14 protein-coding genes are annotated in these 15,575 nt (G+C 75.0%); 7 read left to right on the top strand and 7 right to left on the bottom strand.

The window, feature by feature from the left end; genetic code table 11:
- Window positions 1-65: 65 nt before the first annotated feature.
- On the bottom strand, window positions 66-1,448 hold the full coding sequence (locus ACH9D3_RS08690) for a TIGR01777 family oxidoreductase (RefSeq protein ID WP_396410625.1): 1,383 nt from the start codon (window positions 1,446-1,448) through the stop codon (window positions 66-68).
- Between the two features lie 157 nt (window positions 1,449-1,605).
- On the opposite strand from ACH9D3_RS08690, the gene ACH9D3_RS08685 reads away from it, so the two are divergent.
- The 6 genes from ACH9D3_RS08685 to ACH9D3_RS08660 all read left to right on the top strand — a co-directional run bounded on the left by ACH9D3_RS08685 (window position 1,606) and on the right by ACH9D3_RS08660 (window position 9,961).
- Window positions 1,606-1,872 (top strand): hypothetical protein, encoded by a 267-nt coding sequence (locus ACH9D3_RS08685; protein ID WP_396399651.1) that lies wholly within the window; start codon window positions 1,606-1,608, stop codon window positions 1,870-1,872.
- 69 nt (window positions 1,873-1,941) lie between these two features.
- A complete protein-coding gene (locus ACH9D3_RS08680) occupies window positions 1,942-2,148 on the top strand; it encodes a hypothetical protein (protein WP_396399650.1) in 207 nt (68 codons plus the stop codon).
- 104 nt (window positions 2,149-2,252) lie between these two features.
- Window positions 2,253-2,831: a histidine phosphatase family protein gene (locus ACH9D3_RS08675; protein ID WP_396410624.1), complete on the top strand. Its 579-nt coding sequence runs from the start codon at window positions 2,253-2,255 to the stop codon at window positions 2,829-2,831.
- Window positions 2,832-2,964: 133 nt separating this feature from the next.
- Window positions 2,965-7,887, top strand: a complete 4,923-nt coding sequence (locus tag ACH9D3_RS08670) for an NAD-glutamate dehydrogenase domain-containing protein (protein WP_396410623.1) — start codon at window positions 2,965-2,967, stop codon at window positions 7,885-7,887.
- 10 nt (window positions 7,888-7,897) lie between these two features.
- On the top strand, window positions 7,898-9,340 hold the full coding sequence (locus ACH9D3_RS08665; protein ID WP_396410622.1) for an FAD-dependent oxidoreductase: 1,443 nt from the start codon (window positions 7,898-7,900) through the stop codon (window positions 9,338-9,340).
- Window positions 9,341-9,460: 120 nt separating this feature from the next.
- Window positions 9,461-9,961, top strand: coding sequence for a DUF456 domain-containing protein (locus ACH9D3_RS08660; protein WP_396399646.1), 501 nt, complete (start codon window positions 9,461-9,463; stop codon window positions 9,959-9,961).
- Window positions 9,962-10,048: 87 nt separating this feature from the next.
- Here the strand turns inward: ACH9D3_RS08660 and ACH9D3_RS08655 are convergent, their stop codons facing one another.
- From ACH9D3_RS08655 to ACH9D3_RS08630, 6 genes are all read right to left on the bottom strand, one after another.
- Window positions 10,049-11,416, bottom strand: a complete 1,368-nt coding sequence (locus tag ACH9D3_RS08655) for a molybdopterin-binding protein (protein WP_396410621.1) — start codon at window positions 11,414-11,416, stop codon at window positions 10,049-10,051.
- On the bottom strand, window positions 11,416-11,712 hold the full coding sequence (locus tag ACH9D3_RS08650) for a DUF6457 domain-containing protein (protein WP_396399644.1): 297 nt from the start codon (window positions 11,710-11,712) through the stop codon (window positions 11,416-11,418). Before ACH9D3_RS08650 ends, ACH9D3_RS08655 begins: the two co-directional genes overlap by 1 nt.
- A gap of 39 nt (window positions 11,713-11,751) precedes the next feature.
- Complete coding sequence (locus tag ACH9D3_RS08645) at window positions 11,752-12,345, bottom strand: NTP transferase domain-containing protein (protein WP_396410620.1); 594 nt, start codon at window positions 12,343-12,345, stop codon at window positions 11,752-11,754.
- Window positions 12,346-12,349: 4 nt separating this feature from the next.
- The gene (locus ACH9D3_RS08640) at window positions 12,350-12,616 is read right to left on the bottom strand and encodes a MoaD/ThiS family protein (RefSeq protein WP_396410619.1); all 267 of its coding nucleotides are present in this window, start codon (window positions 12,614-12,616) and stop codon (window positions 12,350-12,352) included.
- A gap of 5 nt (window positions 12,617-12,621) precedes the next feature.
- Complete coding sequence (locus ACH9D3_RS08635; RefSeq protein WP_396410618.1) at window positions 12,622-13,821, bottom strand: radical SAM protein; 1,200 nt, start codon at window positions 13,819-13,821, stop codon at window positions 12,622-12,624.
- Between the two features lie 111 nt (window positions 13,822-13,932).
- A complete protein-coding gene (locus ACH9D3_RS08630) occupies window positions 13,933-14,262 on the bottom strand; it encodes a biopolymer transporter Tol (protein ID WP_396410617.1) in 330 nt (109 codons plus the stop codon).
- Window positions 14,263-14,311: 49 nt separating this feature from the next.
- Here ACH9D3_RS08630 and ACH9D3_RS08625 point away from each other — a divergent pair, with 49 nt between their 5' ends.
- Window positions 14,312-15,544 carry a molybdopterin molybdotransferase MoeA gene (locus ACH9D3_RS08625; RefSeq protein ID WP_396410616.1) on the top strand — a complete coding sequence of 411 codons (1,233 nt, stop codon included), beginning with the start codon at window positions 14,312-14,314 and terminating at the stop codon, window positions 15,542-15,544.
- Window positions 15,545-15,575: the final 31 nt, after the last annotated feature.

The following is a 15,575-nucleotide window of genomic DNA, read 5'->3' as shown; positions in this document are numbered from 1 at the left end:
GGTGGATGCCGACCGGTCCGTCCCTGCCGCGCACGGGGCGGCGGGGACGGGCCGGGGAGCGCCGCTCAGAAGCGGCCGAGCTCCTCCCGCAGCGCCGAGCCGAGGTCGGGGTGGCGGAACCGGTAGCCGCGGTCGATGGCCCGGTCCGCCGAGACCCGCTGGTCCGCCAGGGCCATCAGCTCCGCGCCCTCGGAGCCGAGCACCAACTTCGGCCCGAACCCCGGCGTGGGCAGCAGGGCGGGTCGGCCGAGGACCTTCCCGAGGGTCCGGGCGTAGTCGCGTCCGGTCACGGGCATCGGGGCCACGGCGTTGACGGGTCCGTGCAGGCCGGGGGAGAGCACCGCGTGGGCGAGCAGTCCCACCACGTCGTCCAGCGAGATCCAGCTCAGCCACTGGTCGCCCGAGCCCAGCCGGCCGCCGAGTCCCGCGAGGAACAGGGGCAGCTGGGCCTTGAGGGCGCCCCCGGCGGGGGTCTGGACCACTCCCGTGCGCACCGTGACCACCCGGGTGCCGATGGCCTCGGCGTCCTGGGCGGCCTGCTCCCACGCGGTGCAGACCTCGGCGAGGAAGTCGTCGCCCGGCGGGGACTTCTCGGTGACGGTCCGCCCGTGGGTGTCCGCCCCGTAGTAGCCGACCGCGGAGGCGTTGACCAGCGCGGAGGGGGCCTCGTCGCCGAGGGCGGTGAGGGCACGGACGAGCAGCCGGGTGCCCAGCACGCGCGAGTCGTGGATCTGCTGCTTCGCCGTGTCCGTGAGCCTCCCGCCGATGCTGCGCCCGGCCAGGTTCACCACGACGTCCACGCCCCGCAGCGCGGCGGGGTCCAGCGTCCCGGACTCGGGGTCCCACGAGATCTCGAGAGGGGTGCGCGCCTCCCGGCGCACGAGGCGCAGCACCGTGTGGCCCCCGGTGCCGAGCAGCGCGGTCAGCTGGGCGCCGATGGTTCCGGAGGCGCCGGTGACGGCGACGGTCAGCGGCCGGGCGGGGTGCCGGGTGTGGAAGTCGAGGTCGGCGGCCAGCCGCCGGGAGCGGGCCTCGAACTGGCGTCCCAGCGCGGAGCTCATCAGCCGGTCCCCGAACGGCCTGCTGCCCGGCAGCGCCGCGTACTCCACCGTGTCCGTGACCAGCGTGCCCCCGTGCCCGTCGTCGTCGAACCGGTGGTGGTGCTCCCACGAGGCGAGCGGGCCCTTCACCATCCGGTCCCGGAACTCCCGGCCCGGGACGAAGCCGTGGTGCTCCGCGGTCCAGGGGACCGAGGCCAGCCCGTAGGATCCCGGCACCGCGACCCGGAGCCGGGACCGCGTCCCGTCCCGCAGCGGAGGGGAGGACTCCTCCACCACGGAGCCGGTCCACGCGGGGGTGAGCCGCGTGAGCGCTCCCGGGCGGGCGTGCCAGGCGAAGACGTCCTCGGGGGAGTGGGGCACGCGGGAGCTGAACGTGAAGGTGGTCATGCCTGCCACTCAACCCCCATTGCCCCGGTTCGTCCAGGACCCCGCGCCGTGGGCCGTCCGTGTCCTGACCCCGGCGGGACGGGCCCCGCGCGCGGGCCCTTCCCCGGGCAGGCCGGTTTCGCTAGGGTGGACGCACGTTTTCGCGAAGGAGGTTGCCATGACCACCCCGGACAACGACGACGCCCCGGACCTCGACGACGTCATCCGGCCCGAGGAGGACGCCCTGCCGCGTCCGATCCACCAGGGCCACGCGGGCATGCCGGAGCGGCTCGACGACGACGCCCTCGCCGCGGCCACCGAGCAGGAACGGGTGGCCGCGGGGCTCGAGGACTGGGCGCCCGGCCAGGTCCCCCCGGCCACGGACCCGCTGCCCGAAGGGTCCTCCGAGGCCGCCGAACGGGCCCAGCGCGGCCTGGACGAGTAGAGGACCGACCGACCGACCGATTGGCGGCCCGCCACACCGCGACCGTCCCACCCCGGCAAGGAGACCGACATGGCAGAGCGAGGGAACACCAAGCACGGCGCAGAGCTGGACGACCAGATGAAGCAGGAGGTCGCCGGCGAGGTGGGCGGCGTCCAGCCGGACCACGTGGAGGAGCACCGGCAGACCGACCCGTGGGTCGACGAGACCGACAGCCCGGAGGTGCGCTCCGCCGTCGAGGAGCGGGAGCGCGCCCCCCGCCCGGAGGACCGGCAGTAGCGTCCGCGGAGCCCGCTGAGCCCCGGTCCGCCCCGGAACGCGGACCGGGGCTCCGCCGTGCGCCCCGCTTGCCCCGGGGCGGGCGGTCGCCCAGAGTGGGGGACGTGAACACCCCCGGACGCATCGTGCTCATCCGCCACGGCCAGACCGACTGGAATCTCGAGGAACGCCTCCAGGGCGCCACGGACGTGCCGCTCAACGACGCGGGACGGGAGGAGGCCCGGGTCGTGGGCCGGCGCCTGGCCGCGGAGGCCGCCGGCTGGGACGTGCTGGTCTCCTCGCCGCTGGGACGGGCCGTGGAGACCGCGCGGATCATCGGCGGGGTGCTGGGCCTCGAGCCGGCGGCGACCTACGACGAGCTCGTGGAGCGCAGCTTCGGCCCGCACGAGGGCTCCCGACTGGCCGGTCTCGAGGGGGCCGCGCGCGAGCGCGTCCTCGCCGGCGGGGAGCCGGCGGACGCGGTCGCCCGGCGCGGACTGGCGGCCCTGCGCCGGATCCGCGACGACCACCCGGGGCGCGACGTCCTCGTCGTGGCGCACGGATCGCTCATCCGGCTGACGGTCTCCGAGCTCAACGGGGAGGCCCACCCCAGGGTCCGCAACTGCGAGGTGGTGCCCGTGCGGTCCGAGGCCCTCGACGCCACGCGGCTGCGAGATGACGTGTCGGAGTCCACCGCACCCTGACAGCCCCGTCTTCCTTCAATAAGCTGGGGGAACCAGGGACGGTCCCACGAGGTGCCGTCCACCCCTGGGGCGGCGAGGACGGCGCACGGAAGCCGGTCCCGGCCGCCCACGGCGACGAAGGCGTGATGCGGCTGTGGCCCCTGACCAGTACACGATCCCCGACGAGGACCGCACCGAGGCGCTCCGGGTGATCCCGGAGCCGCCCGAGTGGACCGGCGACCGGGCGTGGATCAACGAGTACTACCGTCACGTGCCGCAGGAGGACATGCTCGCGCGCACCGAGGAGCAGCTGCGCGAGCGGGCCGACCACCACCACGAGGTGGGGCGGGTCCGCGCTCCCCGGGAGATCGCGGTGGGCGTGCGCCAGGAGGACGAGACCTCCGCGGTGTTCGTGGTCACGGAGGACGTCCCCTACCTCGTCAGCACCGTGTCCGCGGAGATCGCCGCCAAGTGGGGCGGTGCGCGCCTGGTCATCCACCCCGTGTTCGTCGCCACCCGGGACGCGGACACCCACGAGCTGCGCGAGCTCCAGCCGGTGCCGGACTTCTCGGCCACCTCGAGCGGGGACACCACCGCGCTGCCGAGCCTGGCGGGGCTGCGCTCCGACGACGGCACCACGCACGTCGTCGAGTCCTGGATCTCCGTGGAGCTCTCCCGCCAGATCTCGGACGAGACCGCCCAGGAGCTCGTGGACCGGCTCTCGAGCCTGCTCGGGGACGTCCAGCGGGTCGACCACGACCAGGTCGAGCTCAAGGAGCGCGTCGACCGGCTCGCGGACGAGCTCGACCGGCTGCGGCAGCTGGACCTCCCCGAGGGCGGGCACCCGCCGCTGATCGGACCGTCCCAGGACTTCCTGCGCTGGCTGACCCGGGGCAACTTCATCCTCATGGGGTTCAAGGAGTACGACCTCGAGGACTCCGGTGACGGGCTGTCCCTGGTCAGCCGTCCCGACACGGGCCTGGGCCTGCTCGTGGAGCACGACCGCAAGCCGCACCGGCAGGAGCTGACCGGACTGGGGCGGGAGCACGCGCGCGAGGCGGGCACGCTGTTCATCACGAAGGCCAACCGCCGCTCGTCGATCCACCGCCGCGAGTACCTCGACTACGTCGGCGTCGCGAAGTACGACGACGAGGGCCGGATCGTCGGCGAGTACCTCGTGCTGGGCCTGTTCACCCGCCGCGCCTACAACACGCCGGCGCGGGAGACGCCGCTGCTCCAGGAGAAGCTGGCCGCGGTCGCCGAGCGCTTCGGCTTCCTCGAGGACTCCCACTCGGCCCGGGACCTCATGGGCAACATCGAGGACTACCCGCGGGACGAGCTGTTCCACATGACCGCGGACGAGCTCTACGACATCATGCGCGGCGTCATGGGCCTGGACGAGCGGCGGCAGACCCGCCTGTTCCTGCGCCAGGACCACTTCGGGCGGTTCATGTCCGCCGTGGTCTTCCTCCCCCGCGACCGGTACAACACGTCGGTGCGCGGGCGGATCGAGGCGGAGCTCAGGCGCACCTTCGACGCCGAGTCCATCGACTTCGACGCCCGGCTCTCCTCCTCGACGCTCGCCCGGCTGTTCTTCCGCATCCGGCTGCCGTACGCCGGGCAGGTGCAGTCCTTCGACCGCGAGGGCCTCGAGTCGCGGCTGCGGGCCGCGGTGCGGTCCTGGCCCGAAGCGCTGGCGCGGGCGATCCTGCGGGGGTTCCCGGAGGAGCTGGCACGGAACCACGCCGAGAACTGGGCGGAGGCGTTCCCCGACGCCTACCGGGCGGACTACGAGATCGAGGAGGCGATCGCGGACCTCCAGCGCTGCGAGGAGCTGTGGGGGCGGGACCCGGACCTGCCCGCGGAGGTGCGGGTCGTCGAGGACCCCGGGGTGGTGCGGCTCAACATCTACCTCACCCGGTCCATGTCCCTGACCGAGCTGCTGCCCCTGCTGCACAACCTCGGCCTGACGGTCCTGAACCAGAAGCCCTACGAGGTCACCCCCGCCGACGGCCGGCACTTCCAGCTCTACGACTTCAGCGTGCGCCTCCCCGAGGGCGTGGACCCGACCGGCCCGGAGGGCGCCCGGACCGAGGACCTCATCGAGGACACCCTCTGCGCCGTCCTGGCCAACCGCTCCGAGTCGGACTCCCTGAACCGCCTGGTCCTGACGGAGCGCATGACGTGGCGGACCGTGGCCGTGCTGCGCTCCTACGTCCGGTACCTCCTGCAGCTGGGGCACCCCAACTCGTTCGACTACATCTCGGACACGCTCCTGGCGTTCCCGGCGGTCACCCGGGCGCTGGTCGAGTTCTTCCGGGCGAGCTTCGACCCGTCGCTCGACGACGCGGTGCGCGGCTCCCAGCGGGACGCCGCGCAGGGCCGGCTCACCGAGGCACTGGAGGACGTGCCGACCCTGGACGCGGACAAGCTGCTCCGGGCACTGGCCGAGATCATGGCCGCCACGCTGCGGACCAACGTCTTCCGGGACCGCCCCACCATGGCGTTCAAGCTGGATCCCCGCCGGATCAGCACGGCTCCGCTGCCGCGACCGATGTTCGAGGTCTGGGTGTGGTCCCCGCGGGTCGAGGGCACGCACCTGCGGTTCGGGCCCGTGGCCCGCGGCGGCCTGCGCTGGTCGGACCGCCGGGAGGACTTCCGCACCGAGGTGCTGGGGCTGGTCAAGGCGCAGATGGTGAAGAACTCGGTGATCGTGCCGAACGGGGCCAAGGGCGGGTTCTACCCGAAGCAGCTGCCCGAGCCGGCCGTGGACCGGGACGCCTGGGTGCAGGAGGGGCAGGAGGCGTACAAGCTGTTCATCGCCTCCCTGCTGGACATCACCGACAACCTCGTCCGGGACGAGTCCGGCCAGGACGTCGTCGTGCACCCCGAGGACGTGGTGCGCCGCGACGGCCAGGACTCCTACCTGGTCGTGGCCGCGGACAAGGGAACGGCGTCCTTCTCGGACACGGCCAACGCGATCTCCGCGGAGTACGGGTTCTGGCTCGGGGACGCCTTCGCCTCGGGCGGCTCGGTGGGCTACGACCACAAGTCCATGGGCATCACGGCCCGGGGCGCGTGGGAGTCGGTGAAGCGGCACTTCTTCGAACTGGGCGTCGACACCCAGACCGAGGACTTCACCGTGGTGGGCGTGGGCGACATGTCCGGCGACGTGTTCGGCAACGGCATGCTGCTGTCCGAGCACATCCGGCTGCTGGCCGCGTTCGACCACCGCGACATCTTCCTCGACCCCGATCCGGACCCGGCCGTCTCCTACGCCGAGCGCGAGCGGCTGTTCGGCCGTCCCCGGTCCTCGTGGCAGGACTACGACCCGGAGAAGATCTCGGCCGGCGGCGGGGTGTACTCGCGCACCGCGAAGTCCGTGCCGATCTCCCCGGAGGTCCGGGAGGCCCTCGGCCTCGGGGACGGCGTCGAGGAGCTCTCGCCGATCGACCTGATGCGGGCCATCCTCACGGCACCCGCCGACCTGCTGTACAACGGCGGCATCGGCACGTACGTGAAGTCGGCGCTGGAGTCCGCCACGGACGTGGGGGACAAGGCCAACGACGCGATCCGTGTCGACGGCCGGGACCTGCGGGCCAAGGTCGTCGGCGAGGGCGGCAACCTGGGCTGCACCCAGCTCGGCCGGGTCGAGGCCGCGCTGAACGGGGTGCTGATCAACTCGGACGCGATCGACAACTCGGGCGGCGTGGAGTCCTCCGACCGCGAGGTCAACATCAAGATCCTGGTGGACCGCATGGTCGTCGCCGGAGAGCTCTCCGCGGAGGAGCGCGCCGGTTTCATCGAGGCCATGACCGACGAGGTCGCCGGGCTCGTCCTCGAGACGAACACGGCGCAGAACGTGCTGCTCACCACCGAGCGGGCGCGCGTGCGGAACCTCAGCGAGGCCTACATCCGGTTCATGCACTGGCTCGAGGAGACCGCCGACCTCGACCGCGAGATCGAGTTCCTGCCCTCCGACGAGGAGCTGCGCGAGCGGGTCCGCGACGGCCACGGGCTGACCTCGCCGGAACTGTCCGTGCTGGCGGCCTACGCCAAGATCCAGCTCTCGGAGGCCCTGGTCGAGGGGGGCCTCGCCGAGGACCCGTGGTTCGACGAGGTCCTGGGGGCCTATTTCCCGGAGCAGATCACGGACCGCTTCGGCGAGCTCGTCGGCACCCACCCCCTGCGCGCCGAGATCATCGGCACGGTGGTGGCCAACCAGATGATCAACTACGGCGGCATCCCCTTCGTCTACCGGGTGCTCGAGGAGACCGGGTGCGAGACCGTGGAGGTGGCCCGGGCCTTCGTGGCGGCGGTGCAGATCTACGAGATCGACCGCTACGCCCTCCAGCACCGGGAGCTGCCCGCGGACGTGCCCACCGAGATGTGGGACCGGATGTTCCTGGACATGCGCCGGCTGCTGGACCGTGTGGTGCGCTGGCTCATCAACCGGCAGGAGACCGCCCACCCGGTCGCCGAGGTCATCGACCGGTACAAGCCCACCGTGGACATCCGGTTCCTCGAGGACAAGCTGCTCGGGGAGAACTCCCGGCAGCGGGTCGACTCGCAGGCCGAGGCCGCCGAGCGCCAGGGCGTCCCCGGGCCGCTGGCCACGGAGTGGTCGCAGCTCCTGGACGCGTTCGCCCTGCTCGACGTCGCACGCCTCGCCCACGCCTCCGGTGAGGCGGTCGCGGAGGACGGCGGCCTCGACGAGGAGCAGATCAAGACCATCGCCAAGGTCTACTTCCGGCTCTACGACCGCTACCGCATCGACAGCCTGCTCAGCCGCATCACCGGCCTGCCGCAGACCACCCGCTGGGAGAACCTCGCGCGGATGTCGATGCGGGAGGACGTCTACGCGACCCTGGTGGCGCTCGCCGACCAGGCGCTCGAGGCGCCGGGGCAGGACGCGCGGGAGAAGGTGCGGGCGTGGGAGTCGAACAACGAGTCCCGCCTGGGCCGGCTGCGGGAGGTGCTGGAGGAGATCGAGTCCGAGGACACGGACGAGACCGCCACGGAGCTCGCGTCCCTGTCCGTGGCGCTGCGGACCATGCGCAGCGCACTGGCGGAGTAGGCCGGGGGCCGTGCAGGGAACGGCCGCGGTCGTCGGCTCGGGGCCCAACGGGCTGGCCGCGGCCGTGGTCCTGGCCCGCGCGGGCCTCGACGTCACGGTCCACGAGGCGGCAGGGGCCCCCGGGGGTGCGGCACGCTCCTCGGACGTGCTCGGCGCCGGCACCGTGGTGGACCTCGGCTCCGCCGTGCACCCCTTCGGGGTTGCCAGCCCGCTGTTCACGCAGCTGGGCCTGCACCGGCACGGCCTCGAGTGGCTGCACCCGCCGGTCGTCGCCGCGCACCCGCTCGACGACGGCCCCCCGGGGCTGCTGCACCGCTCGCTCGAGCGCACCGCGGCGGGGCTGGGCCCGGACGGCCGGGCCTGGTCCGCGCTGCACCGGGGCGTGGTGGAGCGCTGGGAGGAGACCGTCGAGGCGGTGCTCGGACCGCTCGTGCGCGTGCCCGAGCACCCGCTGGCCCTGGCGTCCTTCGGCCTCCGTGCGCCGTGGCCCGCCGCGGCCACGGCGCGGGCGCTGTTCCGCACCGAGCAGGCCCGGGGACTCTTCGCCGGCTCCGCCGCGCACGCGGTCCTGCCTCCGCGCCACGCGCTGACCTCCGCCTTCGGGACGCTGTTCGGCGCCGCGGCCCACGCCACGGGGTGGCCGGTCGCCCGCGGCGGGTCCCAGGCGGTGGTCGGCGCCCTCGTGGCCGACCTCGAGGAGCACGGCGGCCGGGTGGTCCTGGACTCCCCGGTGACGGACCTCGCCCAGGTGCGGCCGGCCGACGTGGTCCTGCTGGACCTCACGCCCCGGCAGGTGCTGGGCCTGGGCGGGCTCGAGCTCCCGGGCCGGTACCGGCGGGCGCTGGCCCGGTGGCGCTACGGGTCGGCCTGCTACAAGGTGGACCTCCTGCTGGACGGGCCCGTGCCGTGGCGCGACCCGGACGTGGCGGGCGCCGGCACCGTGCACCTGGGCGGGACGCTCGCGGAGATCGGCGCCGCCGAGACCGGGGCCCGCGCCGGCCGGCTGCCGGAGCGACCGTTCGTGCTCGTGGCCCAGCAGGGCGCGGCCGACCCCTCCCGGGCGCCCGCCGGGCAGCAGGTGCTGTGGGCCTACGCCCACGTCCCCCACGGGTGCGACGACCCCCGGGCGGGGGAGCGGGTGCTCGACCAGATCGAGCGCTTCGCCCCCGGCGTCCGCGACCGGGTCCTCGGGCGCGTGGACACCCCGCCGTCCCGGCTGGAGGCGTGGAACGCGAACCTCGTGGGCGGGGACATCGGGGGCGGGGCCCTGGACGGGCTGCAGCAGGTGTTCCGGCCCGCGGTGCAGGCCGACCCCTACGCCACGGGCGTGCCGGGCGTGCTGCTGTGCTCGTCGTCGACGCCGCCGGGCGGCGGGGTGCACGGCATGGCGGGGTACCACGCGGCCCGCAGCGCCCTGCGCGGGCTCTCGCGGAGCCGGCGGACCGCCGGCTGACCGGGGGCCGGGCGAGGCCGCCCGGACGGTGGCAGCCGTCCGGGCCCGGACAGAGGGGCGCGCCAGCCCCGGTCCGCGCTCCCTCGCGGCACAACCCGGTCCGGCGCCTACGATGAGAACGTGACCGCCGAGATCCTCGTGACCCTCCTGACCGCCGTCCTGCTCGTCGTCGGGTGCCTCGGCGTCGTCGTGCCGGTGCTGCCCGGCTCGATCCTGATCGTGGTGGGGCTGCTCGTGTGGGCGCTCACGGTTCAGGCCGTCGAGGGGTGGACCGTGCTGGCCCTCGGCTCCGTGCTGGCGATCGCCGGGATGGCCGCGGGTGCCGTGCTCACCGGGACCCGGCTGAAGCGACGGCAGATCCCCAACCGCTCCCTCCTCTACGCGGCGGCCGGCGCCGTGGTGGGGCTGTTCGTCATCCCGGTCGTCGGGATCCTCGTGGGGTTCTTCGTGGGTCTGCTGCTGAGCGAGACCGCCCGCCAGCGCGACCTCCGGGCGGCCCTGGACTCGAGCTGGGTGGGTCTCAAGGCGGCGGGCCTGGGCATCGTCGTGGAGTTCGCCTGCGCGCTCGCGGCCTCCTCGGTGTTCGTGCTGGGCGCGCTGGTGCTCTTCGCGACGGCCTGATCCGGGCCGTGGGACGGGCCCGGCGCGGGCACGGCGCGGGCCCGGACACCGCCGTGCGGATCCGGGCCCACGCCGTGCGGTGCCGGCTCAGCGCCAGGGCAGGGGGACCACCTCGACGTCCTGCCCGGCGGCCACGCCGCCCGGCGGGACCACGATGATGACGTCCGCGTGCGCGAGCCCGCGCAGCATGTTCGCCCCGACCCGGTGCCGGGGGGAGACCCGTCCCTCCTGGACGTAGCCGGGCACCAGGCCGGTGACCTGCTGGCCCGGCAGCTCCTCGGCCGCGGTCAGGGTGCGCGTGGCCGGGGCCGGGTCGCCGTGCAGCTTGGCCAGCAGCGGCTGGGCCACCGTGAACATGCTGGTCATCGCCGCCAGCGGGTTGCCGGGCAGGCCGACGACGAACGGGCCGTCCTCGGGCAGCCGCGCCAGGAACGTGGGATGGCCCGGGCGCTGGGCGAGGCCGTCGAGCAGGAAGACGGCCCCGAGCTCCTGCAGCGCGGAACGGACGTGGTCGGCGTCCGAGTGCCCGGTCCCGCCCGTGGTGATGACCACCTCGGTGCGTGCGTCGAGCACCGAGGCCATGCCCGAGGGCGCCTCCGTGAGGGCGGAGAGCATCGCCTTGGCGGTGTCCTCCACGCGCCGGAGCTGGTCCACGGACCCGCCCAGCATCTCCACGAACGTGGGCAGCTGCGGGCCGAAGGCGTCACGGACCTGGCCGGGCTCGGGGATCCCGTCCTCCACGACCTCGCTGCCCGTGAGCAGGATGGTCACGCGGGGACGGCGGCGGACGGGGAGCATGTCGTGGCCGCTGATCGCGGCGAAGGCGATGTGCGCGGGGTTGAGCAGGCACTCGCCGTGCAGGATGACGTCCCCGGCAGACACCTCCTCGCCGGTGCGGCGGATGTTCTGCCCGTAGGGGATGTCCTCGGCCGAGGGGGCGTGGGCGGCGATGGTCAGCACCGTGCCCTCCTCGGCCAGGACCGCGTACTCGTCCCGTAGCACGGCCCGAGCCCCGGCGGGGACGAGCCCACCCGTGACGATGCGCGTGGCCTGCCCCGGCTCCAGGTTGAGCACCGGGCGGTAGAGCTCGTTCGGCGGGATCGTCAGCATCTTGCGGGGGTCCGTCTCCACGGGCTCGGGGTAGACCACGGTCCACGGCTGGGGGCCGGCCACGGCGTAGCCGTCCATGGCCGAGGAGGCGTAGTGCGGGACCGGGATCGGGGCGGTGACGTCCTCGGCCAGGACCCCGCCGAGCGCCTCCTGGAGCGGCAGCCAGTGGCTCGGCAGCGCGGTGGCGATCTCGTAGGAGTACTGCCGCGCCCGGTGCCACTCGGCGTCGTGGACGGTCTCGACCTCCTCCGGTGCGGCCGCGGGCGTGTCGCTGTCGTCCTCGATGACGGGCAGCGCGTGCGTGTACGGGCTGTTGGTGTCGTGGGGCAGGGGAAGTCCGGACATCAGTTCTCCTCGGGGGTTCGGCGGTCGGCGGGGACGAGGTCGCCGACGGTCTGCAGGGCGCGGTCCAGGACCCGCTGCTCGTCCTCGCCCGCGGCCGCGGCACGGCCCACGTGGTAGCCGAGCAGGTAGGCGGTGGGCGGGACGGCCGGGCGGACGGTGCTGTGGGCGATCCGCCCGGTCAGGCCCAGCACGGCGTCCATGGGGAGGCCTGCGTCGGGCACGTCCAGGGCCGCGCGCACCGCCGCGAGCCACTGCTCCAGGGTCTCGTTCTCGGACGGGCTCAGGTCCTTGGGCATGCGCTGCTCCTCCCGGGCGGTGGGACCGCCCGCTCGTGGTCAGGTCAGGTGGTGCCTCTGCACATCGTCCCACGTATCCACGTCCGCGGTGGCGTCCTGGGGGACGGTGACGTCCCGGAGCGGGAGGTCGCGCACGAACGAGGACACCGAACGGTCCGTGGCGTCCCGGCCCGCGTACGCCCCGTGCAGCACGTCGCTCCGGTAGAGCGCCGCGAGGGGCTGGCGGCGCCCGTCGGGCGGGACGCAGACGTAGCCCGCGGCGTCCGGATCCTCTCGGGCGGCGTCCAGCAGGCGGGGCACGGCCCGCGCGACCCCGGGCATGTCGCACGCCAGGGTCATGGTCCAGTCCGCGCGGGGGAGTCCGTCGAGGAGGCGCAGGCCGGCGGCGATGCCCGCGGCCGGCCCGGAGAACGGCGGGTCCTCACGGGTCCGCAGCACGCCCTCGGGGACGGCCAAGTCCGGGGGCCCGACGACGACGACGCCCGCCGCCTCCCGGACCGTGTCCAGCGTGAGCTCCAGGAGGGTGCGTCCCCCCTGCCGCAGCCGGGCCTTGGGGCGGCCGCCCAGGCGGGAGGAGCGACCACCTGCCAGGACCACGGCGTGGAAGCCGGGGGAGCCGCCGGGGTCGTGCACGGGCTCATCCGCCCGAGAAGGGCGGCAGGACGTCGAGCACCGCGTCGTCGTGGACGGGGGTGTGCGGGTCGGGGCAGGCCACGCCGTCGAGCAGGTAGCTGGAGCGGGCCAGGACCTCCGCCAGCGGCGGCTGACCGGGCGGCGGGTGCGGGTGCCGCCGGGCCAGCAGCTCCTCGACCTCCCGGCGGGCGGGGGCGGGCCCCTCGAGCGGCAGGGACTCGCTGTCGGTGCCGGCGGCGGCGCGGGCGGCGGCGAAGTAGCGCACGAGCACGTGCCTCAGCCTCCGATCGCGCTCATCGAGCGCTCCGGCTGGACGTAGTCGGCGGAGTCCAGGCCCACGTGGTCCATGCCGTGGGCGGCCGGCTTGAGCCACATCGCGGCCCGCCACCGGTCGGCGAGCTCGGTGTCCGAGGCGCCGGCCCGCAGCAGGGGCAGGAGCTCGACCTCCTCGTGGGAGAACAGGCAGGACCGGATCCGGCCCTCGGCGGTGATCCGGGTGCGCTTGCAGTCGGCGCAGAAGGGCTCCGTCACCGAGGCGATGATGCCGACCGTCCCCAGGGGCACGTCCGCGCCGCCGGAGCGCACCGCGGCGGCCGCGGCGGTGGCCCCGGTGCCGGCCTCCGTGCTGACCCCCGTGGGGGTCGCGCGGGCGCCGACGTCGCGGGGCTCGGTGCCGGCCGCGGTCGCGGGGTGGACGTCCCACAGCTCGGCCGGGGCGCCGTCGCGCCGCCCCGGGTGCGGGGCGAGCCGGAACCGGCCGGCGAGCCGGTCCCGGATCTCGGCGGCGGTGACCATGTCCTCCCGGGTCCAGCCGTGGTCGGCGTCCAGCGGCATCTGCTCGATGAAGCGCAGGGCGAAGCCGCGCTCCAGCGCCCAGGCGAGCAGTTCGGGGGCTTCGTGGTCGTTGACCCCGCGCATGAGCACCGCGTTGATCTTCACCGGGGTCAGGCCGGCCGCGGCCGCGGCCTCGGCCCCGGCCAGGACGTCGGCGAGACGGTCGCGGCGAGCCAGCGCCCGGAAGGTCTCGGCGCACAGGCTGTCCAGGGAGATGTTGATCCGGGTCAGCCCCGCTTGAGCCAGGGCCGCGGCGCGGGCGGCCAGGCCGATGCCGTTGGTGGTCAGCGAGATCGGCAGGTCCGGGTGGGCGACCCGGATGCCGGCGACGATGTCCTCGAGGTCGCGGCGGACCAGGGGCTCTCCGCCGGTCAGGCGCAGCTCGGCCACCCCCAGCTGTGCGACGGCGACGTCCACAATCCGCACGATCTCCGCCGGGCTCATGAGCTGCGCCGCGGGCAGCCAGGGCAGGCCGTCGGCGGGCATGCAGTAGGTGCAGCGCAGATTGCACTTGTCGATGACCGACAGCCGCAGGTCGGTGGCGCGGCGGCCGTGGCGGTCCACGAGCCCGGCCTCTCGCGGCGCGCCGCTGGGCGCCGGACCGGCACTGCGGACCTGCGGAAGCCCCAGGGAAACGCTCATGTCACCGCCTCGGTGGTCTCGTCCGGCGCGCAGGGTGTCCCCGCGCCGGGCTGGTCCGCCCAGTCTAATCAGTCCCCTGCATGCCGAGAATGCCGTGCGTCCCGCCCGGCGTCACACCGACTCCGGCGGGGCCAGCGCGTCCAGCTGCGCGAGCGCTCCCGTCCACCGGGCCTCCCGCTCCGCGGGCGACTGCTCCCACCACGGCGTGCCGCGCTCGCCCAGGCCCAGCTTGGCGAGCCCCACCCGGTCCCGCACGGCTCGCAGCTCCTCCTCCGTGCCGTCCCGCCGCACCGTGCGCACGGCCGCGCGGGCCCGGCCCAGGTGGGACGTCAGCCGGGCCGCGACGTCCGCGGGCAGCCCGGGGTCCTGGCGGCGCCACCGCCGGCCGTCCACCACGATCCAGCGGCCGTCCGGCGTGTGCTCCACGTCCTGTCCCGTCATGGCACCGATCCTGCCAGGACCGGCCCGTCCCGGCACCTACGCTGGGGGGATGAGCAGGCACACGCAGCACCCGGTCCGCAGCGTCGACGAGCACCGCCGTGCGGTCGTGGACGCCCTGCGGGACCTGGGGGCGCGGGTGGAGACCGTCCTCCTGGGCGACGCGCTGGGCCGGGTCCTGGCCGAGGACCTCGTGGCGCCCCTCAGCCTGCAGCCCTTCGACAACTCGCAGATGGACGGCTTCGCGATCCGCGCCGCCGACAGCCGGGCGGCGCGGGGGGACGACGGGCTCGCGTCGTTCGTCGTCGTCGCCCCCGTGCCCGCCGGCCGCGTGCCCGGTCCGCTGGGCGCGGGGGAGGCGGCCCCCGTGATGACCGGTGCCCCGCTGCCGACGGGCGCCGACGCGGTGGTGCCCGTCGAGGAGGCGCTGCCGGGGGGCTTCCCGGAGCCGGGGTCCCTGCTGCGGCTCCCGGTCGGCCAGCCGGCCGGGCGGTTCGTCCGCCGGGCGGGGGAGGACGTCGCCGAGGGCGACACGGCACTGGTCGCGGGCCGGCGGCTGACGCCCGCCCGGATCGGTCTCGCGGCCGCCCTGGGGCGCGCGGAGCTGCCCGTTCGCGCCCGCCCGCGGGCCGTGGTCTACACGACGGGCGACGAGGTCGTGGCCCCCGGCGCCGAGCGCGGCCCCGCCCAGATCTTCGACGCGAACGCGGCCATCCTGGGCGCCCAGCTCGCGGAGGCGGGCGTGGAGGTGGCCGGGGCCCACCTGGTGTCCGACGACCCCGGAGCCTTCGCCGCGCGCCTGGCCGAGGACGCGGACGGGCGGCCCGACCTCTTCGTCTCCTCCGGCGGGGTCAGCGAGGGCGCCTACGAGGTGGTCCGGCAGGTGCTGGAGCCCCACGGCGAGTTCGTGCACGTCGCGATGCAGCCCGGTGGGCCCCAGGGGCTCGCGCTGGTCCACGGCGTCCCCTTCGTCTGCCTGCCCGGCAATCCCGTGAGCACCCTCGTCTCCTTCGAGATGTTCCTGCGCCCCGCCCTGACGGAGGTCGTCGGGTCCCCCGCGCCGCGGGCCCGCCGCACGGGGCCCCTCGCGGAGCCCGTCCGGCCGCTGCCCGGCCGGACCCAGGTCCGCCGGGCCGTGTGGGACGGCGCCACGGTGCGGACGGCGGGCGGGCCGGGCTCCCACCTGCTGGCCGCGGCCGCCCGCGCCAACGCCCTCGCGCTCGTGCCGCCGGGCGAGGCCGAGCTGCCGGCCGGGACTCCGGTGGAGCTGCTGCTGCTGGACTGATCCGCCGCTGGTCCCGCCCCTGCAGGACCGG

The organism is Kocuria kalidii (genome assembly GCF_044462225.1).
In the GTDB taxonomy this organism is placed as follows: domain Bacteria; phylum Actinomycetota; class Actinomycetes; order Actinomycetales; family Micrococcaceae; genus Kocuria; species Kocuria kalidii.
Note: the sequence above shows the minus strand (reverse complement) of the source record. Positions and strands in the feature narration are given on the sequence as shown.